The 19,756-nt window shown below is 72.9% G+C and carries 14 protein-coding genes; 7 read left to right on the top strand and 7 right to left on the bottom strand.

Going from position 1 to position 19,756, the window contains the following annotated elements; translation table 11 throughout:
* The first annotated feature begins 15 nt into the window (after positions 1–15).
* Entirely contained in the window at positions 16–918 is a 903-nt protein-coding gene (locus tag D0D15_RS19185; RefSeq protein ID WP_115944626.1) for a LysR family transcriptional regulator, read from the top strand.
* Here the strand turns inward: D0D15_RS19185 and D0D15_RS19180 are convergent.
* Both D0D15_RS19180 and D0D15_RS19175 read right to left on the bottom strand, forming a co-directional pair.
* A complete protein-coding gene (locus tag D0D15_RS19180) occupies positions 846–1,358 on the bottom strand; it encodes a nitroreductase family protein (protein WP_094006663.1) in 513 nt (170 codons plus the stop codon). The two genes, D0D15_RS19185 and D0D15_RS19180, sit on opposite strands and share 73 nt — an antisense overlap.
* A 268-nt stretch (positions 1,359–1,626) precedes the next feature.
* Positions 1,627–2,844 carry a Glu/Leu/Phe/Val dehydrogenase dimerization domain-containing protein gene (locus tag D0D15_RS19175; RefSeq protein WP_094006664.1) on the bottom strand — a complete coding sequence of 406 codons (1,218 nt, stop codon included), beginning with the start codon at positions 2,842–2,844 and terminating at the stop codon, positions 1,627–1,629.
* A gap of 223 nt (positions 2,845–3,067) precedes the next feature.
* On the opposite strand from D0D15_RS19175, the gene D0D15_RS19170 reads away from it, so the two are divergent.
* A complete protein-coding gene (locus D0D15_RS19170; protein ID WP_094006665.1) occupies positions 3,068–3,988 on the top strand; it encodes a LysR family transcriptional regulator in 921 nt (306 codons plus the stop codon).
* Positions 3,989–4,014: 26 nt separating this feature from the next.
* Here the strand turns inward: D0D15_RS19170 and D0D15_RS19165 are convergent, their stop codons facing one another.
* Positions 4,015–4,398, bottom strand: a complete 384-nt coding sequence (locus D0D15_RS19165) for an STAS domain-containing protein (protein ID WP_094006666.1) — start codon at positions 4,396–4,398, stop codon at positions 4,015–4,017.
* A gap of 65 nt (positions 4,399–4,463) precedes the next feature.
* Positions 4,464–8,984 carry a HAMP domain-containing protein gene (locus D0D15_RS19160; protein ID WP_115944625.1) on the bottom strand — a complete coding sequence of 1,507 codons (4,521 nt, stop codon included), beginning with the start codon at positions 8,982–8,984 and terminating at the stop codon, positions 4,464–4,466.
* 143 nt (positions 8,985–9,127) lie between these two features.
* Between D0D15_RS19160 and D0D15_RS19155 the strand changes: the two genes are divergently transcribed.
* On the top strand, positions 9,128–11,398 hold the full coding sequence (locus tag D0D15_RS19155) for a GAF domain-containing SpoIIE family protein phosphatase (protein ID WP_115944624.1): 2,271 nt from the start codon (positions 9,128–9,130) through the stop codon (positions 11,396–11,398).
* A gap of 19 nt (positions 11,399–11,417) precedes the next feature.
* The gene (locus D0D15_RS19150) at positions 11,418–12,290 is read left to right on the top strand and encodes a sigma-70 family RNA polymerase sigma factor (protein ID WP_094006669.1); all 873 of its coding nucleotides are present in this window, start codon (positions 11,418–11,420) and stop codon (positions 12,288–12,290) included.
* Positions 12,291–12,347: 57 nt separating this feature from the next.
* Here D0D15_RS19150 and D0D15_RS35985 read toward each other — a convergent pair whose 3' ends face one another.
* From D0D15_RS35985 to D0D15_RS19140, 3 genes are all read right to left on the bottom strand, one after another.
* Positions 12,348–12,602 carry a hypothetical protein gene (locus tag D0D15_RS35985; protein WP_143266217.1) on the bottom strand — a complete coding sequence of 85 codons (255 nt, stop codon included), beginning with the start codon at positions 12,600–12,602 and terminating at the stop codon, positions 12,348–12,350.
* 348 nt (positions 12,603–12,950) lie between these two features.
* Positions 12,951–13,154 (bottom strand): hypothetical protein, encoded by a 204-nt coding sequence (locus D0D15_RS19145; protein ID WP_094006670.1) that lies wholly within the window; start codon positions 13,152–13,154, stop codon positions 12,951–12,953.
* Between the two features lie 178 nt (positions 13,155–13,332).
* A complete protein-coding gene (locus D0D15_RS19140; RefSeq protein ID WP_233157361.1) occupies positions 13,333–14,046 on the bottom strand; it encodes a histone deacetylase in 714 nt (237 codons plus the stop codon).
* A 100-nt stretch (positions 14,047–14,146) separates the two neighbouring features.
* Between D0D15_RS19140 and D0D15_RS19135 the strand changes: the two genes are divergently transcribed.
* The 3 genes from D0D15_RS19135 (at position 14,147) to D0D15_RS19125 (ending at position 19,403) form a co-directional block, all read left to right on the top strand.
* Positions 14,147–14,554, top strand: coding sequence for a VOC family protein (locus D0D15_RS19135; RefSeq protein ID WP_094006733.1), 408 nt, complete (start codon positions 14,147–14,149; stop codon positions 14,552–14,554).
* Between the two features lie 34 nt (positions 14,555–14,588).
* On the top strand, positions 14,589–16,937 hold the full coding sequence (locus tag D0D15_RS19130; RefSeq protein WP_094006671.1) for an acetyl-CoA acetyltransferase: 2,349 nt from the start codon (positions 14,589–14,591) through the stop codon (positions 16,935–16,937).
* Between the two features lie 150 nt (positions 16,938–17,087).
* Positions 17,088–19,403 (top strand): hypothetical protein, encoded by a 2,316-nt coding sequence (locus tag D0D15_RS19125; RefSeq protein ID WP_244214972.1) that lies wholly within the window; start codon positions 17,088–17,090, stop codon positions 19,401–19,403.
* The last annotated feature ends 353 nt before the right edge of the window (positions 19,404–19,756 follow it).

The following is a 19,756-nucleotide window of genomic DNA, read 5'->3' as shown; positions in this document are numbered from 1 at the left end:
CGATAACCTTCCGGAATGGATCGGGTCGAGACGCGAGAACTCGCCTACTTCGTCGCCGTCGCGGAGGCGCTGCACTTCGGCCGCGCGGCGGAAGGGCTGGGACTGGCCCAGCCGGCTCTGTCGAAAGCCGTGCGGTCGCTGGAACGGCGGCTGGAGGTGACCCTGTTCGAGCGCACGAGCAGGCGCGTGGAACTCACCCCGGCCGGCGAGGTGCTGCTCGACGAGGCCCGGAAAGCGCTTGCCGCGGTCGCCGCGGCGGCCCGGCGCACCCAGCGCGCCGGCCGCGGCGTGCCCTACCTCGCCCTGGCCGCCAAACCCGGTGGCGACGCCGGCCTGCTGCCCCGGATCCTGCGCCGCTACGAGAGCGATCCGGCCGCGGTGCCGGTCGAACTCGTCACCGCGCACGAGGACCGCGTGTCGCTGCTGCGCGACGGCCGCGCCGACCTCGCGCTGCTGCACACGCCCTTCGACGACGCGGCCGGCCTGGAGACGGCGGAACTGCGCGCCGAGCCGCGGGCGGCCCTGCTGCCGCCGGACCACCGCCTGGCGCAGCGGGCGATCCTGCAGCTGTCCGACCTGCGCGGGGAGCCCGTCGGACGCTGGGCCGGCTACCCGGACTTCGGTGGCGTCGAGGTCACGGATCTGGCGAAGCTGCTGCGCGTGACCTCCCGCGGCCGGGCCATCGCGCTGCTGCCGCGGTCGGTGCTGGACACGCTGGACCACAACCTGGTCACCGTCCCGGTCGTGGACGCCGCCCCCGCGCGGTTGCTCCTCGCCTGGCCGCAGGGCACCAGCTCCCCCGCGGTCGCGGCGCTGGCGCGGGCGGCGGGGGAGGTGGCCGCGGACTACCGCTCGGTGAACAGGTCGGACAGGTCCTTGCGGCCGGTCGGGATGGCGGAGCGGCCACGCGGGCGCTGACCCGGCCAGCCCAGGGCGAGCGCGTGGTGCGCGCGCCACGGGTGCCCGTGCCCGGTGAGCGCGGCGGCTTCGACGGCGTTGATCTCGGGGTACAGCGAGACCGGGCAACTGCCGAGACCGGCGAAGTGCGCCGCGACGACGAGCGTCTGGCACACCCGGCCGAGGTCGAACTCGGTGTCGTGGCCGGCTTCGGAGTCGGACAGCAGGACCAGCGCGACCGGGGCGGTCGCCAGCGGCAGCGCGTACTGCCCGAGTCGGGCCAGCGCGCGGCGCAGGTCCGGGTCGGTGACCGAGACGAACCGCCAGGGCTGGCGGTTGCGGGCGGATCCGGTCCAGCGCGCGGCGTCGACCAGGTCCGCCACGAGGCGCCGCGGCACGGGACGCTCGGCGAACACGCGGGTGGCGCGGATGGCGGCGAGCGTGCGGAGCGGATCGTCCATGCCGGGAGCGTCCCACGCGTCCGGCGAAAGGGACCTTCGGCCCTGGATCCGGGGCGGGCGAATCGGGCACTGTGGGGACAGACCCCGAGGTGCCCGGGCACTACGAGGTCGAGGCCCTACGGTCCCGCGACGGCGGCTCCGAAGGCCGCAACCGCCGAGTGGAAACCGGTCCTGGTTCACCTCCCCGTCGGCGAACCAGGCCGGAACTGTGTGCACACGCGTGAAGGGCCCTTCGCGAAGCAGCGAAGGGCCCTTCAGCGTTGGCACGTCAGGGAATGACCACCCCGGCGTCCCCGGCAGCCAGGCGTGCCGCGCGGTTCGCCGCGGCCAGCTCCTCCGCCGTCGTCCGCGGCGGGACACCGTCGGCCAGCCAGGCGGCCAGCAACAGCGCCACCTTGGAGCGCATCTCGGTCCGCAGCCGGTGGAACGAGTCGACCGGGTCGGCGCCCACCTGGCCCAGCAGCAGCCACCACGCCCACGCGGCGGCACCCGCGTTCGCCACGAAGTCCGGGATCACCGGGATCCCGCGTGCGGCGAGCATGGCCTCGGCCTCGGCGGTGGTCGCCGCGTTGGCCGCCTCCACCACGACCTTCGCCGCGACGTCCGGAACGTTGTCCGGCGTCAGCGCGTAGGAGATCGCCGCCGGGACGAAGATGTCCGCCTCGACCCCGACCACCGCGTCCCGCGGCAACTGCCGGATCCGCGCGGGCAGCCGCGACCGGTCCACCTCGCCGAACCCGTCCCGCAGCTCCAGCAGCGCCGGGACGTCCAGCCCGGCCGGGTCGTACAGCGTCCCGGCCGCGTCGGCGACCGCGACCACCCGCATGCCCGCCTCGTGCAGGTACCAGGCCGCGCCGCCGCCCATGGTGCCGATGCCCTGGATCGCCACGGTGGTCGCGGCCGGCTCCCAGCCCCACGCGCTCGCCGCGCCCAGGCACGCCTGCGCGACGCCGTAACCGCCGACCACGTCACCGAGCAGCAAACCTCCCGGCACCGGGGCGTTCAGCCCGGCGTGCACGCGGCGCAGGGTGCGCGCCGGATCGGGTGAGCGGCGGATGGCCGCGTGGTAGGACTGCTCCAGGCCGAGCCGCTCGAAGACCTCGTCGATGAGGTGCTGCGGCACCCCGAGGTCCTCGGCGGTCACCCAGTGCGCGTCCAGCCACGGGCGCATCGCCTGGCAGAACCGCTCCAGCACCCCGACGGCCCCCGGGTCCTTCGGGTCGAAGTCGATCCCGCCCTTCGCCCCGCCCACCGGCAGGTCGAAGGTCGCGGTCTTGGCGGCCATGCCGCGGGCCAGGTCCTCGACCTCGGACAGCGTGCAGCCGGCGCGCATCCGGGTGCCGCCCGTGGCCAGGCCGGAGACCAGCGTGTGCACCACGAGGTAGCCGTGGGTGCCGGTGACCGGGTCGGTCCAGGTCAGCCGCAGCATCGGCTCCTGCGTGCGCGGGAGGGTCCGCTCACCGGCGAGCCCCCGCGGGTCCTGCATCGTGGTCAACTGTCCCCTCCAAGCCTGTCGCCGATTCCGGGCGCAGCACAGCGCACCTCCGCCACCGCGTGGTGGCTTCGGTCGCCGGTCCGAGTGGAATCGGGAGATCCATTCCCGCTGACACCAGGGTGCGGCAGTGGTCCCGCACACGTCCAGTTAGGGATCATGCACGGTTCCGTTCACGTTCCCTGCACAGCAGGTGATCCTTACCTACCCTGAGCCCATGGAGCTTTCGCTGCACCGGTTGCGGATGCTTCGGGAGCTGCACCGCCGCGGCACCGTCACGGCGGCCGCGGCGGCCCTGCACTACACGGCTTCGGCCGTCTCGCAGCAGCTCGCGCAGCTGGAACGGGACGTCGGGGCCAAGCTGTTCGAGCGGCTCGGCAGGCGCGTCCAGCTGACCGAGCTGGGCGTGGTGCTGGCCGAGCACGCCGAGGAGATCCTCAAGTCCGTCGAACGGGCGACGATGGCGCTGGAGGAGGCCCAGGAGGGCGTCACCGCGCGGTTGACGGCGGGGGTGTGGGCGTCGGTGGCGTCCGGGTTGCTGCCGTTCGCGTTGTCCGCACTGGCGAAGGAGCACCCGGGGATCGAGGTGCGCACCAAGGAGCTGGCGCCGGAGGAGACGGCGGGGGCGGTGCGGGACGGCGCGCTGGACTTCTCGTTCGTCATCGACTACTCCGACTACCCGATGCCCTGGGACCCGGCGCTGACGCGGGTGGTGATCGCGGTGGAGCGGCTGCACGCGGCGGTCCCGCGCGGAGCGGTGCCGGCGAACACGGTGAGCCTGACGGAGCTGGCCGAGCACCCGTGGATCCTGGCCGGGCCGCGCTCGCACTTCGGCCGCGCGGTGCGGCTGGCGTGCCAGCGGTACGGGTTCGAGCCGAAGATCAACCACGAGGTCGGCGAGCAGGCGACCGCGCTGGCGATGGTGGCGGCCGGGCTGGGGGTGACGCTGGTGTCGGACCTGGGCCTGTCGCTGCGGCCGCCCGGGCTGGACATCGTGGCGCTGACGGAGCCACCGATGCGCACGGTGTCCATCGCGCACCGCACGGCTTCCGCGCGGCCCTCGCTGCAGCTGGTGATCGACGCGGTCCGCGCGGCGGCCGCCGAGCAGGGGCTGGGGGCGGCCGCGCCGCTACCGTGAAAGGGCTTTCCCGCCTGCCCCGCCCGTCAGCCGGCCAGCGCCTCGTCGCACGTCGGGTAGAGCGGGAACTCCTCGACCAGGCCCACGACCTCCATCGCGCGCACCACCACCGGGTCCGCGGCCGCGAGCCGGATCGGCAGGTCGTCCCCCGCGGCCTGCCGCACGGCGACCAGCGAGGCCATGCCCGCCGAACCCAGGAACGTCACGCCGGTCAGGTCGAGCACCAGCAACGCCGGGTGCTCACGCAGGGCCCGGCTCGCCGCGTCGTCCAGCCGGGGTGTGGTCAGGAGGTCGAGTTCGCCGCTGACCTGGACCACGACGGCCTCGCCACGGCGTTCGACGGCCACCGCCACCCCGTCGACGGGGTGGCCGGCCGGGTCGCCCGGGTTCAGTGGATCGGGTGCCTGCACGCACCCATCCTCCACTGCCGCGCGCCGGGGCGAAACTCCTCCTTCGCCGGACACGCCGCCGCGGGTCAGGCACGCACCTCCGGCAGCCACCGCTGCAGGCATTCGAGCAGTTCGTGCGCGTCGACCGGTTTCGTCAGGTAGTCGCTGGCCCCGGACGCGAGCGCCTTCTCCCGGTCGCCCTGCATGGCCTTCGCGGTGACGGCGATGATCGGCATGTCGGCGAACCGCGGGATCTCCCGGATCGCCGCGGTGGCCGCGTACCCGTCCATCTCCGGCATCATCACGTCCATCAGGACCAGCTCGATGTCGTCCTCGGCGAGCAGCGCGTCGATGCCCTTGCGCCCGTTCACCGCGTGCCGCACGTCCAGCCCGTAGCTCTCCAGCGCACCCCGCAGCGCGAACACGTTGCGCGGGTCGTCCTCCACGATCAGCACCTTGTGCCCGCGCAACGGCTCGTGCACGGACCGGTCGCTCCCGGACCGGGACAGCGACGGCAACGGCGAGCGCGGCTGGGTCAGCGGGATGACGTCGTCGGGCCCGTCGGCGGACAGGTGCAGCGCGATCCGTTCCCGCAGCTCGTCGAGCGAGGGCAGCAGCTCCAGCGGCTGCATCGCCGCGCGGGTCTGCACCAGGGCCTCCTGGTCCGGGGTCAGCTTGCGGGACGGGTGCGCGAGCACCGGCACCGAACGCAGGTCCGGGTGGTCGGCCAGCGCGTCCAGCACGGCGAACGCCCCGCCCTCGGGCAGGCTGATGTCCAGCACGACGCAGTGGTGCGGGCGGCTGAGCAGCACGTTCGTCGCCTGCTCGGCCGTGCTCACGGTGGCGACCGTGACCGTGCCGTGGGTGTCGGCGAGGTCGGCGGCGGCGCTGCTCGCCAGCAGCGACAGCAGACCGGTGCCCGCCGACTCGACGACCAGCACCTGCCGCTTGCCGTGCGTCTCGCGGGAGGTCTCGGGCTCCGGCTCGGCCAGCACGGTCTCGGTCGCCGCGGCCGGGGGCACGCGGTCGGCCGGGAGCCTGCCCAGCGGCAGGAACAGCGTGAACGTGCTGCCCTCGCCGAGTTCGCTCTCCGCGCGGATCTCGCCGCCGAGCCGGTAGACGACCTCGTTGCTGATCGACAGCCCGAGCCCGGTGCCGCCGTAGCGGCGGCTGGTGGTGCCGTCGGCCTGCTGGAACGCGGCGAAGATCGCGCTCAGGTTCTCCTTCGCGATGCCGATCCCGGTGTCGGTGACCGCGAACGCGACCACCGGGCCCCTCCTACCGGGCGGCAGCTCCTCCTCGCGGGCCATCCGCACCCGCAGCTCGACCCGCCCGTGGTCGGTGAACTTGACCGCGTTGGACAGCAGGTTCCGCAGCACCTGCCGCAGCCGCTGCTGGTCGGTCACCAGCTCGCGCGGCACGTCCGGATCGGCGGTGACGGCGAACGTCAGCCCCTTCTCCGCGGTCAGCGGCTGGAAGGTCGCCTCGACGTAGTCCAGCAGCTGGTTCAGCGCGAACGGCTCCGGGTGGATGTCCATCCGCCCGGCCTCCACTTTGGACAGGTCGAGGATGTCGTTGATCATCTGCAGCAGGTCGGACCCGGCCGAGTGGATCACCTCGGCGTACTCCACCTGCTTCGCGGTGAGGTTGCGGCTGGGGTTCTGCGCGAGCAGCTTCGCCAGGATCAGCAGGCTGTTCAGCGGCGTGCGCAGCTCGTGGGACATGTTGGCGAGGAACTCGGACTTGTACTTCGAGGCGAGCGCGAGCTGTTCGGCGCGCTCCTCGATCTCCCGCCGGGCCTGCTCGATCTCGGTGTTCTTCACCTCGATGTCGCGGTTCTGGCGGGCCAGCAGCGCCGCCTTCTCGGCCAGCTCGGCGTTCGAGCGCTGCAGTTCCTCCTGCTGCACCCGCAGTTCGGCAGCCAGCCGCTGGGATTCCTCCAGCAGCGAGTCGGTGCGCGAACTCGCCACGATCGTGTTGACGTTGACACCGATCGTCTCACCCAGCTGGTCCAGCAGGTCACGCTGCGCCTGCGTGAATCGCTCGAACGAGGCCAGCTCGATCACCCCGAGGGTGCGGTCCTCGAACAGGATCGGCAGCACGACCAGGTTGACCGGCGGCGCCTCGCCCAGGCTGGAGGAGATCCGCACGTACCCCGGCGGGGTCTGGTCGACGACGATCGGCCGCCGGGTGCGCGCCGCCTGCCCGATCAGCGTCTGCCCCAGCTCGACCTCGTGCCGCAGCTCCTCGGTGGAGTGCGCGCCGTAGCTGGCGATCAGCCGCAGCCTGGTGCTGCCGTTCTGCCCGCTGGCCAGGAAGAACGTGCCCTGCTGCGCGCCGACCAGCGGCACCAGCTCGTCCAGCACCTGCTCGGCGACCGTGGCCAGGTCGCGGTGGCCCTGCATCAGGCCGGCGATGCGGGCCAGGTTGGTCTTGAGCCAGTCCTGTTCCTGGTTGGCGTGCGTGGTCTCGCGCAGCGACCGCACCATCGAGTTGATGTTGTCCTTGAGCTCGGCGACCTCGCCCTGCGCCTCGACCGAGATCGACCGGGTCAGGTCGCCGGTGGCGACGGCGCTGGCCACCTCGGCGATCGCGCGCACCTGCCGGGTGAGGTTCCCGGCCAGCTCGTTGACGTTCTCGGTGAGCCGCTTCCAGGTGCCGGACACGCCCTCGACCTCGGCCTGGCCGCCCAGCCGTCCCTCGCTGCCCACCTCACGGGCCACACGGGTGACTTCCGCGGCGAACGAGCCGAGGGTGTCGACCATCGTGTTGATCGTCGTCTTCAGCTCCAGGATCTCGCCGCGCGCGTCCACGTCGATCTTCTTGGTCAGGTCGCCGTCCGCGACGGCCGTGGTCACCTGGGCGATGTTGCGCACCTGGTTGGTCAGGTTGTTCGCCATCGAGTTGACGTTGTCGGTGAGGTCCTTCCACGTGCCGGCGACGTTGGGCACGCGGGCCTGGCCGCCGAGGATGCCCTCCGTGCCCACCTCGCGGGCCACGCGCGTGACCTCGTCGGCGAACGCGCCCAGCGTGTCGACCATCGTGTTGATCGTGTCGGCCAGCGCGGCGACCTCGCCCTTGGCCTCCACGGTGATCTTCTTCGACAGGTCGCCCTGCGCCACCGAGCTGGCCACCTGCGCGATCGAGCGCACCTGGCTGGTCAGGTTCGACGCCATGCCGTTGACGTTGTCGGTCAGGTCCTTCCAGGTGCCGGACACGCCGCGGACGTTGGCCTGGCCGCCCAGGTTGCCGTGCGTGCCCACCTCGCGGGCCACGCGCGTGACCTCGTCCGCGAACGCCGACAGCTGGTCGACCATCGTGTTGATGGTCTCCTTCAGCTCCAGGATCTCGCCGCGCGCGTCGACGCGGATCTTCTGCGTCAGGTCGCCCTTCGCGACCGACGTGGTGACGTCGGCGATCGAGCGCACCTGGTCGGTCAGGTTGGCGGCCATGACGTTCACCGATTCGGTGAGCGCCTTCCAGGTCCCGGACACGCCCTTGACGTCCGCCTGACCGCCGAGACGGCCCTCGGTGCCGACCTCGCGCGCCACGCGGGTGACCTCGTCGGCGAACGCGGAGAGCTGGTCGACCATCGTGTTGATGGTGTTCTTCAGTTCCAGGATCTCGCCACGCGCGTCGACGGTGATCTTCTGCGACAGGTCACCGTCGGCGACCGCGGTGGCCACGGACGCGATCGAGCGCACCTGATCGGTGAGGTTGCCCGCCATGAAGTTCACCGAATCGGTGAGCGCCCGCCACGTTCCGCCGACACCGGGCACCTGCGCCTGACCGCCAAGCCGGCCGTCGGTGCCCACCTCGCGCGCCACGCGCGTCACCTCGTCGGCGAACGACGAGAGCTGATCCACCATCGTGTTGATGGTGTTCTTCAGCTCCAGGATCTCGCCACGCGCGTCGACCATGATCTTCTGCGACAGGTCACCGCGAGCCACGGCCGTGGTCACCTGAGCGATGTTGCGCACCTGATCGGTGAGGTTCCCGGCCATGAAGTTCACCGAAGTGGTGAGGTTCTTCCAGGTGCCGGACACCCCGGGCACCTCCGCCTGACCGCCGAGGATCCCTTCGGTGCCCACCTCGCGCGCCACGCGCGTCACCTCGTCGGCGAACGAGGACAGCTGGTCCACCATCGTGTTGATGGTTTCCTTCAGCTCCAGGATCTCGCCCTTGACGTCCACCGTGATCTTCTGCGACAGGTCGCCCTTCGCGACCGCGGTCGCCACCTGCGCGATGTCCCGCACCTGAGCGGTCAGGTTGCCCGCCATCGCGTTCACCGAATCGGTGAGATCCGCCCAGGTCCCGGACACCCCCGGAACCCGCGCCTGGCCCCCGAGCTTGCCCTCGGTGCCCACCTCGGTCGCCACCCGGGTCACCTCCGAGGTGAACACGGACAACTGGTCGACCATGCCGTTGAAGACCGCGGCGATCTCGTCCATCAGCTCGTCGCCGACCTGCGGCAGCCGGGTGCCGAAATCCCCGTCCCGCACCGCGGTGAGCCCCGCCAGCAGTTGCTGCAACCGGGGATCGGCCAGCTCACGCTCGCTGCTTCGGCCCGCGTCCCGCTTGGCCTGGGCAGCCCGGCTCTCCGCCATCAGCGCACTCCGATTTCGTGAGGCCTTACCGATCGCCCTTGCGAACAATCGCTGCAGAAGAGGAATCTACTGGTAGCGCGGGTCGTATCCCAGCGCCACTTCTCTAGACTCGTTCCGTCCGCCCACCGACCGAGGGGCTCGAGGTGACGGCCCAGTACCCGCCGCAGACCGCCGGCCTCGACCCGCGGGTCGCGAGGCTGGCCGCCGTCGTGGACTGCCAGCAGCAGGAGATCGAGCGGCTGCGGGCGGAACGGGACGGCGGGCTGCTCGTCCCGCTCGCCGAAGGCATCCTCGTCGAACGGCTCGGCTACTCCCCCGGTGAGGCCGCCACGCACCTCGCCGACCACGGCGTGCTGACCGGGACTTCCGTGGCGGAGCTGGCCGCGGACCTGGTCGCGGGCGCGGTGCGGCCGCCGCGGTCCCCGGTCGCCGTGGCCGGCGCCGCGCCCGACTTCGCGCGGCTGCCCGGCGGGGAGGCGGAGAGTTCCGCCCTGCTGGAGGAGGTCCGGCGCACCGCCGGCGCCGTCGCCGTCGCGTTGTGGCAGGTGCAGCCGGACGGCGCGCTGGGGCTCGTCGCGCACACCGGGCTGAACCTGCTGGAGGCCAGCCGCTGGCGGCACCTCCCGGTGCTGATGGACTGCCTGCCGCAACGGGCGGCGCGGGAACGGCGGCCGCACTGGATCCCGGAAGTGGAACTCGCTCCCGCGGTGCCGCTGCTGGCGGACGGTCATCGCGGGGCGCGGGCGGTGGTCCCGGTGACCACCTCGCGCAGCATCGCCGGTGTCGTGGAGTTCGTCTGGACCGCGCCGCTGCGGGAGTTCCCGCCGGAGCAGAAACGGCGCCTGGCCGCGCTGGCCGCGTTGTGCGGGCGGGAAATCATGCTCAGCACGCAGCCGGCCGGGGCGCTGCCGTCGACGGTGGGCCTGCTGGACTCCGGCCTGTTCGCCCGGCCGCGGACGGACGAGTCCGGCCAGGTGACCGACTTCGAGATCGCCCAGGTGGGCGAGGACTTCGCGGACCCGCACGGGCGGCGGCCGGCGGACCTGGTCGGGCGCGGGCTCACCCGGACGTACCCGCTGCTGTGCGCCTACGGGCTGGCCGACCGCGCGGTGGAGGTGCTGACCACCGGGGCGTCCGCGCAGCTCGGGCCGGTCCCGCTGGTCGCGCGCACCGGCGGCGCGGCCACCCCGGCGATGGTGGACGTGCGGATCACCCGCTTCCTGGACGGGGTGCGGATCGCGCTGACCCTCGGGCACGACGACCACCGGCTGGCGCAGCTGCTGCACAACCTGCAGCACATCGCGCGGCTGGGCAGCTGGGAGCACAGCGTGCTCACCGGCGAGATGGCGTGGACCGAGCAGACCTTCGAGCTGTTCGGGCTGCCCGCGTCGGCGGGGCCGGTCACGTGGGACGGGCTGTGCACCTACGTCCACCCCGAGGACCTGCCGATCCTGGAGGCGTTCCAGACCACGCTGCTGGCGCGGCAGGAGGCCGCGACCGTGTTCCGGCTGATCCGGCCGGACGGCACACACCGGCAGATCCGCGCGCACGGCGAGCCGGTGCTGTCGGAGGGCGGTGAGCTGGTCGCGGTGCGCGGGATCTACCAGGACCTGTCGGCGCAGTACCAGAGCCAGGTGGCGCTGAGCGCGACGCGGGACCGGCTGGCCGACACCGAGCACGAGGCCCAGCAGCAGAACCGGATCGCGCGGGAGCTGCAGCAGGTGATCCTGCCGTCGGCGGCGCGGCCGGTGGAGATGGACGGCCTCGAGGTCGCGGTCCGGTACCGGCCGGCGGCGCAGGAGCACAAGGTCGGCGGCGACTGGTACGACGCGACGGTGCTGCCGGACGGGCGGATCCTGCTCGTCATCGGCGACGTGGCCGGGCACGGGATCGGCGCGGCGACCGGGATGATCGCGTTGCGCAACGCGCTGCGCGGGCTGGCCGTGACCGGGGCCGGCCCGGGGCAGCTGCTGGGCTGGCTGAACACGACGACGTTCACGGTGAACCGCGGCGTCACCGGGACCGCGTTGTGCGGGCTGTACGACCCGGAAAGCCGGACGCTGACGTGGGCGCGCGCCGGGCACCTGCCGCCGATGCTGGTGCGCGACGGGGTGGCCGAGCAGCTGCCGCTGCCGCGCGGGATCCTGCTGGGCGCGCGGCCGGGTGCCCGGTTCGAGGAGCGCGTGCTGCGGTTGCGGCCCGCGGACACGCTGGTCCTGTTCACCGACGGGCTGATCGAGCGGCGCGGGGTGCTGCTGGACGACAGCCTGGACCGGCTGGCCGCCGCCGCGTGCCACGCCGGGACGGACGTGGAGCGGATCAGCGACCAGCTCCTGGCCGAGGCGTCCTCCGACACCGAGGACGATTCGTGCCTGATCGTGATCCGGGTGTCCGAGCCGGTCACATCGGCGTGACAGGATCCGTCAGGGGAGTATGACCGAGAACGAGTGGCTGGCCGAACGGTTCGAGGCGCACCGGGCGCACCTGCGGGCGGTGGCGTACCGGATGCTGGGCTCGCTGACCGAGGCCGAGGACGCGGTGCAGGAAGCGTGGCTGAAGCTGAGCCGCAGCGACGCCGGTGAGGTGCGCAACCTGGGCGGCTGGCTGACGACCGTGGTGGGCCGGGTGTGCCTGGACATGCTGCGCTCGCGGAATTCGCGCCGCGAGGAGTACCCGGAGCGCCTGCCGGACCCGATCATCGCCCCGGAGGACGGCGCGCACCCCGAGCACCAGGCGCTGATCGCCGATTCGGTCGGGCTGGCGCTGCTCGTCGTGCTGGACACGCTCGACCCGGCGGAGCGGCTGGCGTTCGTGCTGCACGACATGTTCGCGCTGCCGTTCGACGAGATCGCCCCGATCGTGGACCGGACGCCCGCGGCGGCCCGTCAGCTGGCCAGCCGCGCCCGGCGGCGGATCCAGGGCAGCCCGACCGTGCCGGACGGGGACGTGACCCGGCAGCGCGAGGTGGTGGACGCGTTCTTCGCCGCGGCGCGGGACGGGAACTTCGCCGCGCTGGTCAGCGTGCTGGACCCGGACGTGGTACTGCGGGCCGAGGCGGCCTCGCTGCCGGCCGGGGCGTCCCGCCTGGTGCACGGCGCCGAGGCGGTGGCCGGTCAGGCGCTCACCTTCCGGCAGTCCGGCGAGGGCGGGCAGGCGATCCCGGTGCTGGTCAACGGCGTCGCGGGCCGCCTCATCCTGCGCGACGGCCGGCCCTGGACGCTCTTCGCGTTCACGGTGGTGAACAACCTCATCGCGGCGATCGACATCATCAGCGACCCCGAGCGCCTGGCGGAGCTGAGCTACTGAGCCAGCAGCTCCGACGCTGCATCCGGAGACCTGGCATGCGCTTTGCCAGGTCTCCGGTCAGCGTATTTCAGACCACGGCCACTTCCCGCTGGTCAGCCACTGTCTCGCCGCTCGACCAGCTCCTTCCAGACCTGGAGTCCCGTTGGTCGCATGCCGTTCGAGAACAACGAGTAGCGCCTTGATTTGCTCGTAGCTCTCCGGCACGGTGTCACGCTTGAGCAGCTCACCGAGAGTGCTTCGCCGGTCCACCTCTCGCATCTCGATCGCCAGTGCGCGCAGCGTCAGGTGCGCTAGCTTCTTGAGCGCCCGCAAGTAGTCCGTGTACTCCGCTTCGCTCGTCAGCGGTTTCGCGTGCCTCGCGCCCTATCGCGATTGACGCCCCCGGTGGCAGCGCCTCTGCGCGACGACCGGCCACTTCCCAGCAGCGCCGGACGTAGCGTTGAAACTCACGTGCGCAGCCAGCCGTTTTCATGACGTCGCGGTAGGGGTCCCAGGCCAACGAGGTGTACCTTGAGGTGTCACAAGTCTGCTTGCCGACGACACCCGGGACTTCCGCCAGCTCCAACGCCAGCGCCCACCTGTCAATCTCCGCGAGTTGTTCCATCGCCTGCTGGAGCCGCAGGAGTTCGATCGGGCGCTGAAAGCCGAGCGTTGCGGACTTCACGTCCACGACGACCACCCCGGCCCGCGGAGCGACGGCCAGACGCGGAAATCCTGCCAAGTACCCGCGTTGGGGAGGCGCCCCAGGACGACACCGACGACCACAACGGTCGCGACGAGGGCCTTTTCCACGGATGCGCCGAGCAGCGTCAGCGCCAGCATGAGTGCACCAGCCTCGAAGAGGGCCGCGAGGTCGGCGAGCACAGTGCCGCAACACTGAACGCGAGGTCCAACCATGCAGGTAGGTGAGCTCGGTGGACGCACTCGCCGGCTCCCGCCCTGTCCGGAAGTGGCCCGCGGCAGTTGTCTTCCCCGTTGCGTCGGAGGTGAATGCTCTTTGCGCACAGCCACTGGCGGTGCACACATGGCGGGAGACTCGAACTCAGGTTGGGCCCGGGTGAGCATCGACGCCTGTGGACGCCCGGCCGGATTCCGTTGCAGCAGGAGTCCGGCCGGGTGCCAGTCCCGTGGCCGGCTCCGGCTCACTCAGCAACTCCACCACCTCGTCCACCGGCCAATGGCCCGCTGCCCCGCGCAGGCCGCACAGGTACTCGGCCACGCGGGGCACCGGCCAGCCGTGCGCCTCCCGCAACCCCTCCCCCAGCATCCGCAGGTACACCGCGGACGGCGGGTTCCACGGCACCTCGTCGGCCGCCCACGGGGCCGTGAACGTCAGCGCCGGGAACCCCTCCAGATCGCCCACGTACAGCAACGTCTCGTACCGTCCCGGCCCCAGCACGTCGCGCCCGGTGGACAGCACCGTCGACAGGTCCAGGTCACCCTCGGGCGCCCGGTACATCTCCTGCGCCGCCAGGTCGGAAAACTGCCCCAGCGTCAGCAGATACGCCCGCCCGGCCGCCATCCCCGGCAGCGCCGGGTCGTAGAACGCGCGCCCGCCGCCCCAGGTCGCGGATTCCGTCGCGAAGTACACCCCGCCGGGCATCGAATGCGCCACCACCCGTTCCGGCGGACGCGGGTCGCGGCACCCGGGACACGACCGCCGCCCGCCGGGCGGGGTGCCGCCCTCCAGGTAGTACCGCAACCGCCCGGCGTGCAGGTTCGACCCGTAACCCACGTACCACACCGACCCGGCCACAGCCCGATTCTGGCGAAATTCTTCCTACCCCGCAGGGTGTTGTCGCAGGCAGCGCAGGTCTGCGAGGATGGTCCGCCTCGCGATGGAGGGAGACCCGGACATGGCTTCGCTGCTCAATCCGTACATCAGTTTCGCCGGCGACGCCCGGGAGGCGATGGAGTTCTACCGGCAGGTCTTCGGCGGCGAGCTGAACCTGAGCACCTTCGGCGAACTGGGCGGCATGGAGGGCGCCGACGCGGACAAGGTCATGCACGCCCACCTCGAGACCGAGCGCGGCTTCACGCTCATGGCCTCCGACACCCCGCCCGGCACGGAGCACCAGCCCGGCACCAACGTGGCGATCAGCCTGAGCGGTGACGACGCCGCCGAGCTGCGCGGCTACTGGGACAAGCTCTCCGACGGCGGCACCGTCACCGTCCCGCTGGAGAAGCAGATGTGGGGCGACGAGTTCGGCGCCTGCGTGGACCGGTTCGGCAGCTCGTGGATGGTCAACATCGCCGGAACTTGATGATCGGGAGGCCACCGCCGGGTTACCGTGCGGTATGACCTCTCTCGATCACCGGACGCCGGTCCTCGTCGGCGTCGGCCAGGCGTCCGAGCGCATCGACGATCCCGGCTACCGCGGGCTGTCCGCGGTCGAACTCGCGGCCGCGGCGGCCCGGGACGCCCTCGCCGACACCGGCGCCGACCCGGGTGCGGTCGCGAAGGCCGTCGACACCGTCGCCGGCATCCGGCAGTTCGAGATCTCCACGCCGATCTCCCACTCCCCGCTGGGCCGGTCGGACAACTTCCCGCGCTCGGTCGCGAACCGGATCGGCGCCGCGCCCGCCCGCGCCGTCCTGGAGGTCACCGGCGGCCAGTCGCCCCAGCACCTGGTCACCGAGCTGGCCGGGACGATCGCCGCGGGCGGGGCCGAGGTCGCGCTCATCACGGGCGCGGAGGCCATCTCCACGGTCCGGCACCTCCAGCAGGCCGACGACAAGCCGGACTTCACCGAGCACGTCGACGGCGACCTGGAGGACCGCGGGTTCGGGCTGAAGGGCCTGGCCAACCGGCAGATGCTGGCGCACGGCCTGATCGAGCCGACCAGCCAGTACGCGCTGTTCGACAACGCCCGCCGCGCGCGGCTCGGCCTGTCCCGCGAGGCGTACGCGCTGGCGATGGGCGAGCTGTTCGCGCCGTTCACCAAGGTCGCCGCCGCGAACCCGCACGCCGCCGCGCCGGTCGAGCGCGACGCGCGCGAGCTGGCGACGCCGTCCGAACGCAACCGCCCGATCGCCGACCCCTACACCCGCTTCCTGGTCGCCCGCGAGCAGGTCAACCAGGGCGCCGCGGTGCTGATGATGTCCGTGGGCGCCGCGCGCCGGCTCGGGGTGCCCGAGGAGAAGTGGGTCTTCCTGCACGGCCACGCCGATCTGGAGGAACAGCCGCTGCTGGAGCGCGAGGACCTCAGCGGCTCCCCCGCCGCGGTGCTGGCGGTGCGGCACGCGCTGGAGGTCGCCGGCATCGGCGTCGGTGACCTGGCCACGCTCGACCTCTACAGCTGCTTCCCGATCGCCGTGTTCGCCGTGTGTGACGGGCTCGGCCTCGCCCCGGACGACCCGCGCGGCCTCACCGTCACCGGCGGCCTGCCGTTCTTCGGCGGCCCGGGCAACAACTACTCGACCCACGCGATCGCCGAGACCGTCGTGCGCCTGCGCGCGCGGCCGGGCGCGTTCGGCTCGGTCGGCGCCAACGGCGGCATGCTGTCCAAGTACTCCGCCGGTGTCTACTCGACCACGCCCGCGCCGTGGCGACCGAGCCGCAGCGCGGAACTGCAGGCCGAGCTGGACGCCCGCCCGGCCGTGCCGACCACGGTGCACCCGGACGGCTGGGCGACGCTGGAGACCTACACCGTCCAGCACGCCACTGGCACCGCCGTGGTGGTCGGGCGGCTCGACGACGGCCGACGCTTCCTCGCCTCCACCAAGGACGAGGAGACGATCGGCCGCCTGCTGGAGGGCGAACCGATCGGCGGCAAGATCCACGTGCGCTCGTTCGGGTTCGGCAACCGCGTGACGCTGACGGCCGAGCGGATGGACGAGCTGTTCCCGCCGCGCGCACCCGGTTTCCGCGACGACTACGAGCACGTGCTGGTCCGCCGCGACGGGCACCTGCTGGAGGTCACCATCAACCGCCCGGACTCGCGCAACAGCCTGCACCCGCCGGCCAACGCCGAGCTGGCGGAGGTGTTCGACGCCTACTTCGCCGACCCGGACCTGTGGGTCGCGATCATCACCGGCGCCGGTGACAAGGCGTTCTCCGCGGGCAACGACCTGGTGTACTCGGCCAGCGGCAAGCCGATGTGGGTGCCCAAGACCGGGTTCGGCGGGCTGACCAGCCGCGAGTCCCTGCCCAAGCCGGTGATCGCGGCGGTCAACGGGTTCGCGCTCGGCGGCGGCTGCGAGATCGCCCTCGCCTGCCACCTCGTGGTCGCCGACGAGAGCGCGCAGTTCGGCCTGCCCGAGGTCCGGGTCGGCCTGGTCGCCGCCGCGGGTGGCCTGGTGCGGCTGCCGCGCGCGGTGCCGCCGAAGGTCGCCAACGACGTGATCCTCACCGGACGGCGCCTGTCCGCCGCGGAGGCCGAGTCCTACGGCCTGGTCAGCCGGGTCGCCCCGGCCGGGCAGGCGCTGACGGTCGCGCGGGAGGTGGCCGCCGCGATCCTCGAGGGTTCGCCGACCGCGGTGCGGACTTCGCTGCGGATCATGGCGGAGGCGGACGCGATCGCGGACACCGTCGAAGCCGTCCGGTATCCCTCACCCGCGCTCGACGAACTCCTCGTCAGCCAGGACGCGTTCGAGGGACCGGCGGCCTTCGCGCAGAAACGGAAGCCGGTCTGGCGGAATCGCTGATTCCCGGCGTACCACCACGTTCAGGGGTCGTTCGACCCGGGGAAAAGCCGGTCCCGCACTTTCCGCCACCCGCCTCCCGGCACAGACTGAATACGGATTTCCGCATTCCGGAAACCGTTTCGGGAATTGCTTTCGGGAGGCGAGGTGGCGGTGCCGGCTGATCCCGCCCTGGTCCGGATCGCGGGCCTGCCCGCGGCGCTGCCCGCCGCGCTCGGCACGCCCGATCTGACCGAACGGATGCGTCACCTGATCCGCGCCGAGACCGCCTACCGCGTGTGCGCCGCGGAGGTCGCCGGACGCATCGGCGAGGAGCTGGTCCCGGCCCTGCCGCGGGATCTGCGGCGGCAGGCGCTCGACGTCCGGCGGCGGCTGCACCGCGGCGAGTTCGTCCGGCCCGGGGACCTGGATTTCCGGCCGCTGGCCCGGATCGCCGAATGGGGCGCCGCGCTGGCCGCCGAAACCGCCGCGCTGCGCGACGCCGTCGAGCAGACCGAACGGATGCACCACGGCCTGGTGTGGGACCTCATCGCCGGTGATCCCGCGGCGGCCCGGGTGATCACCGCCACCGCCCCCGGCGTCGTCGAGGACATCCGCGCCCGGCTCGCCGCGGGCGAGCCGTGGACGAGCAAACCCCTGCGCAAACGCGCCGACCACCTGCTGCGGCTGCTGTTCCGGGCCGCGTTCGAGACCACCTCGCGCGGCTGGCTGGCGCACGTCGCGCTCGCCGGGACCGGCCCCGGACCGCTGACCGTCGGCGACCACGCGGTGCACCGGCTCACCAACATCCACCAGGACCGCCGCAGGCTGACCGCCGCCCCGGTGCTGCCGGAGGCGTGGCTGAGCCTGACCCCGCTGCGGTGGACCGAAGGCGACCGGCTGTGCTGGCACGTCGCCGGCCGCGACGGGCCGGGCGAGGTCCGGCGGACCCCGGTGGTGGACGCGTTGTGCCGGGTGCTGGGCTCGCGGGCGATGCGCACCCGGGAGGTGGTCACGCTGCTCTCCCCGGACGCGCGGCGCAAGCCGGTGCTGCGCGAGTTCTTGCGGCACCTGGCGCAGCTGGGGCTCGTACAGGTGTCGTCCGCGCCCACCGGACAGCTGCACCGCTGGCGGGTCACGGCCGAGCCCGGGCCCGGGGCCACCGACGTCTACCGCCGCGCGCACGGCGGCGTCCCGGTGCCGTCGCGGCTGCCCGAGCTGATCGCGCACGCGGGACGCCTCGCCGCGGTGCTCGGTGACCGCCGGTCGCACCCCGCGCTCGGGCTCGTCGGGCCCGAGCCGCGGCCGGTGTCCGAGATCGTCGCGCGGGCGCTGGACTCCGCCGAGCCGTTCCGGCCCGGCTCGGCGTGGCCGGAACCGCGGCCGCGCACGATCTACCAGCGGCTGTGCGAGTGGATGGCCCGGCACGCCGACGAAAGCGAGATCGAACTCGGCCCCGCCGTGCTGGACTACCTGGGCGCACCACCGGCGCGGCCCGCGCCGTGGCCGGTGGACTGCCTGCTCCGCCCGCTGCCGGCGGGCCGGGCCGTGCTGGAGGGCGTCACCCCGGCGGGCGTGGTGGACGCGCGGTTCGCCGCCGCGTTGCAGGGCCTGCACGGCGCGGTGCCCCAGGTGAGCGCCTACCGCGCGTTCCTGACCGAGACGGCGGCCCGGTGCGGCGCCGAGCCCGTCGAGATCCTCGTGCCGCCGCAGGGCAGCCGGGACGCCAACGCGGTGCGCCGCCCACGCTACACGCGGAGCTGGACCGGCGACGCCGATCCGGCGACCTATGTGGACGATCCCGCCGGGATGCGCCGCTACCTGCCGCTGGGCGAGATCACGCTGCGCCGCGACGCGCGCGGGGTGATCGCCGAGGACCGCGCGGGCCGGGTGCTGTGGCCGGTCCACCACGCGACGCGACGGCCACCGCCGCCGTGGGACGTGGTGGTCTCGCTGCTCACCGCCGCGTCCCCGGTCCGGCGGCTCACGGTGCCGCGCGCGTTCGGCGATCCGCGCGCGGCCTTCCCCGGCCGCACCCGCACCCCGCGCCTGCTGCTGGACCCGGACCTGGTGATCGCGCCGGCGACCGTGTTCGCCGGCCGCGACCTGCTGCCGGAGCCGGGCGGGGACCGGTTCGCACGGCTCCGGGCGCTGGCGAACCTGCGGCTGGCGACCGGCGCGCCGCGGTGGGTGTTCGCCCGGCACGGGCACCGGTCCCGGCCGGTCGACCTGGACAGCGTCGCCACGCTGCGGGTGTTCGACCGCCTGCTGGCGGATCCGGCCGTCGACGGCCTGGTGCTGGAGGAGATGCTGCCCGCGCCCGAGGACCTGACGGTGTCCGATGTGGACGGACAATGCTACGCGGCGCAGGCCCTGGTGCGGCTGCCGATGGACACCTCACCGTGCCGCCTGGCCGAGGAGGTCACCACGGCCTGGCAGCGAATCACCACGCGACGCACCCGGCGCGAGACCACCACGGTCGGTGGGTGATCCCGACAGCGAGCTGTAGGGAGCATTGGGCGTTGTTGACGGTAGAGGAAGGCAGCACCCTGACGCGTTGCCGAATGCCGAAGTTGGCCTGGCTGGACCGTCCAGCGCGAGATCGCCGAACGGCTGATCGGCCTGATCGAGGCCGCCCTGCCCGGCGCCGGTGCCGTGTGGCACGGGCACCCGGTGTGGAGCCTCGGCCCGGGAGCCCGCGCCGCGGCCGGCAGGGCAGGCGACACGCGCAGCGGCACCCACTCACCCGAGCCCGCCCCTTCCGGGCGGCACAGCCCACCACGCCGCCCGGACAAACCAGCGCCCCCCATCCCCCCGCCGGCCCGCGCAACACGGGTCGTGGC

The sequence above is a fragment of the Amycolatopsis thermalba genome, assembly GCF_003385215.1.
GTDB classification, from domain to species: domain Bacteria; phylum Actinomycetota; class Actinomycetes; order Mycobacteriales; family Pseudonocardiaceae; genus Amycolatopsis_E; species Amycolatopsis_E thermalba.
This window is presented reverse-complemented; position numbering and strand designations above follow the sequence as displayed.

Excerpts from the sequence above, each read along its gene's own strand:
- D0D15_RS19185 (WP_115944626.1), top strand. The coding sequence starts at position 16 with ATGGATCGGGTCGAGACGCGAGAACTCGCCTACTTCGTCGCCGTCGCG.
- D0D15_RS19150 (WP_094006669.1), top strand. The coding sequence starts at position 11,418 with ATGACCGAGAACGAGTGGCTGGCCGAACGGTTCGAGGCGCACCGGGCG.
- D0D15_RS19135 (WP_094006733.1), top strand. The coding sequence starts at position 14,147 with ATGGCTTCGCTGCTCAATCCGTACATCAGTTTCGCCGGCGACGCCCGG.
- D0D15_RS19175 (WP_094006664.1), bottom strand. The coding sequence starts at position 2,844 with ATGCAGGACCCGCGGGGGCTCGCCGGTGAGCGGACCCTCCCGCGCACG.
- D0D15_RS19180 (WP_094006663.1), bottom strand. The coding sequence starts at position 1,358 with ATGGACGATCCGCTCCGCACGCTCGCCGCCATCCGCGCCACCCGCGTG.
- D0D15_RS19160 (WP_115944625.1), bottom strand. The coding sequence starts at position 8,984 with ATGGCGGAGAGCCGGGCTGCCCAGGCCAAGCGGGACGCGGGCCGAAGC.
- D0D15_RS19130 (WP_094006671.1), top strand. The coding sequence starts at position 14,589 with ATGACCTCTCTCGATCACCGGACGCCGGTCCTCGTCGGCGTCGGCCAG.
- D0D15_RS19170 (WP_094006665.1), top strand. The coding sequence starts at position 3,068 with ATGGAGCTTTCGCTGCACCGGTTGCGGATGCTTCGGGAGCTGCACCGC.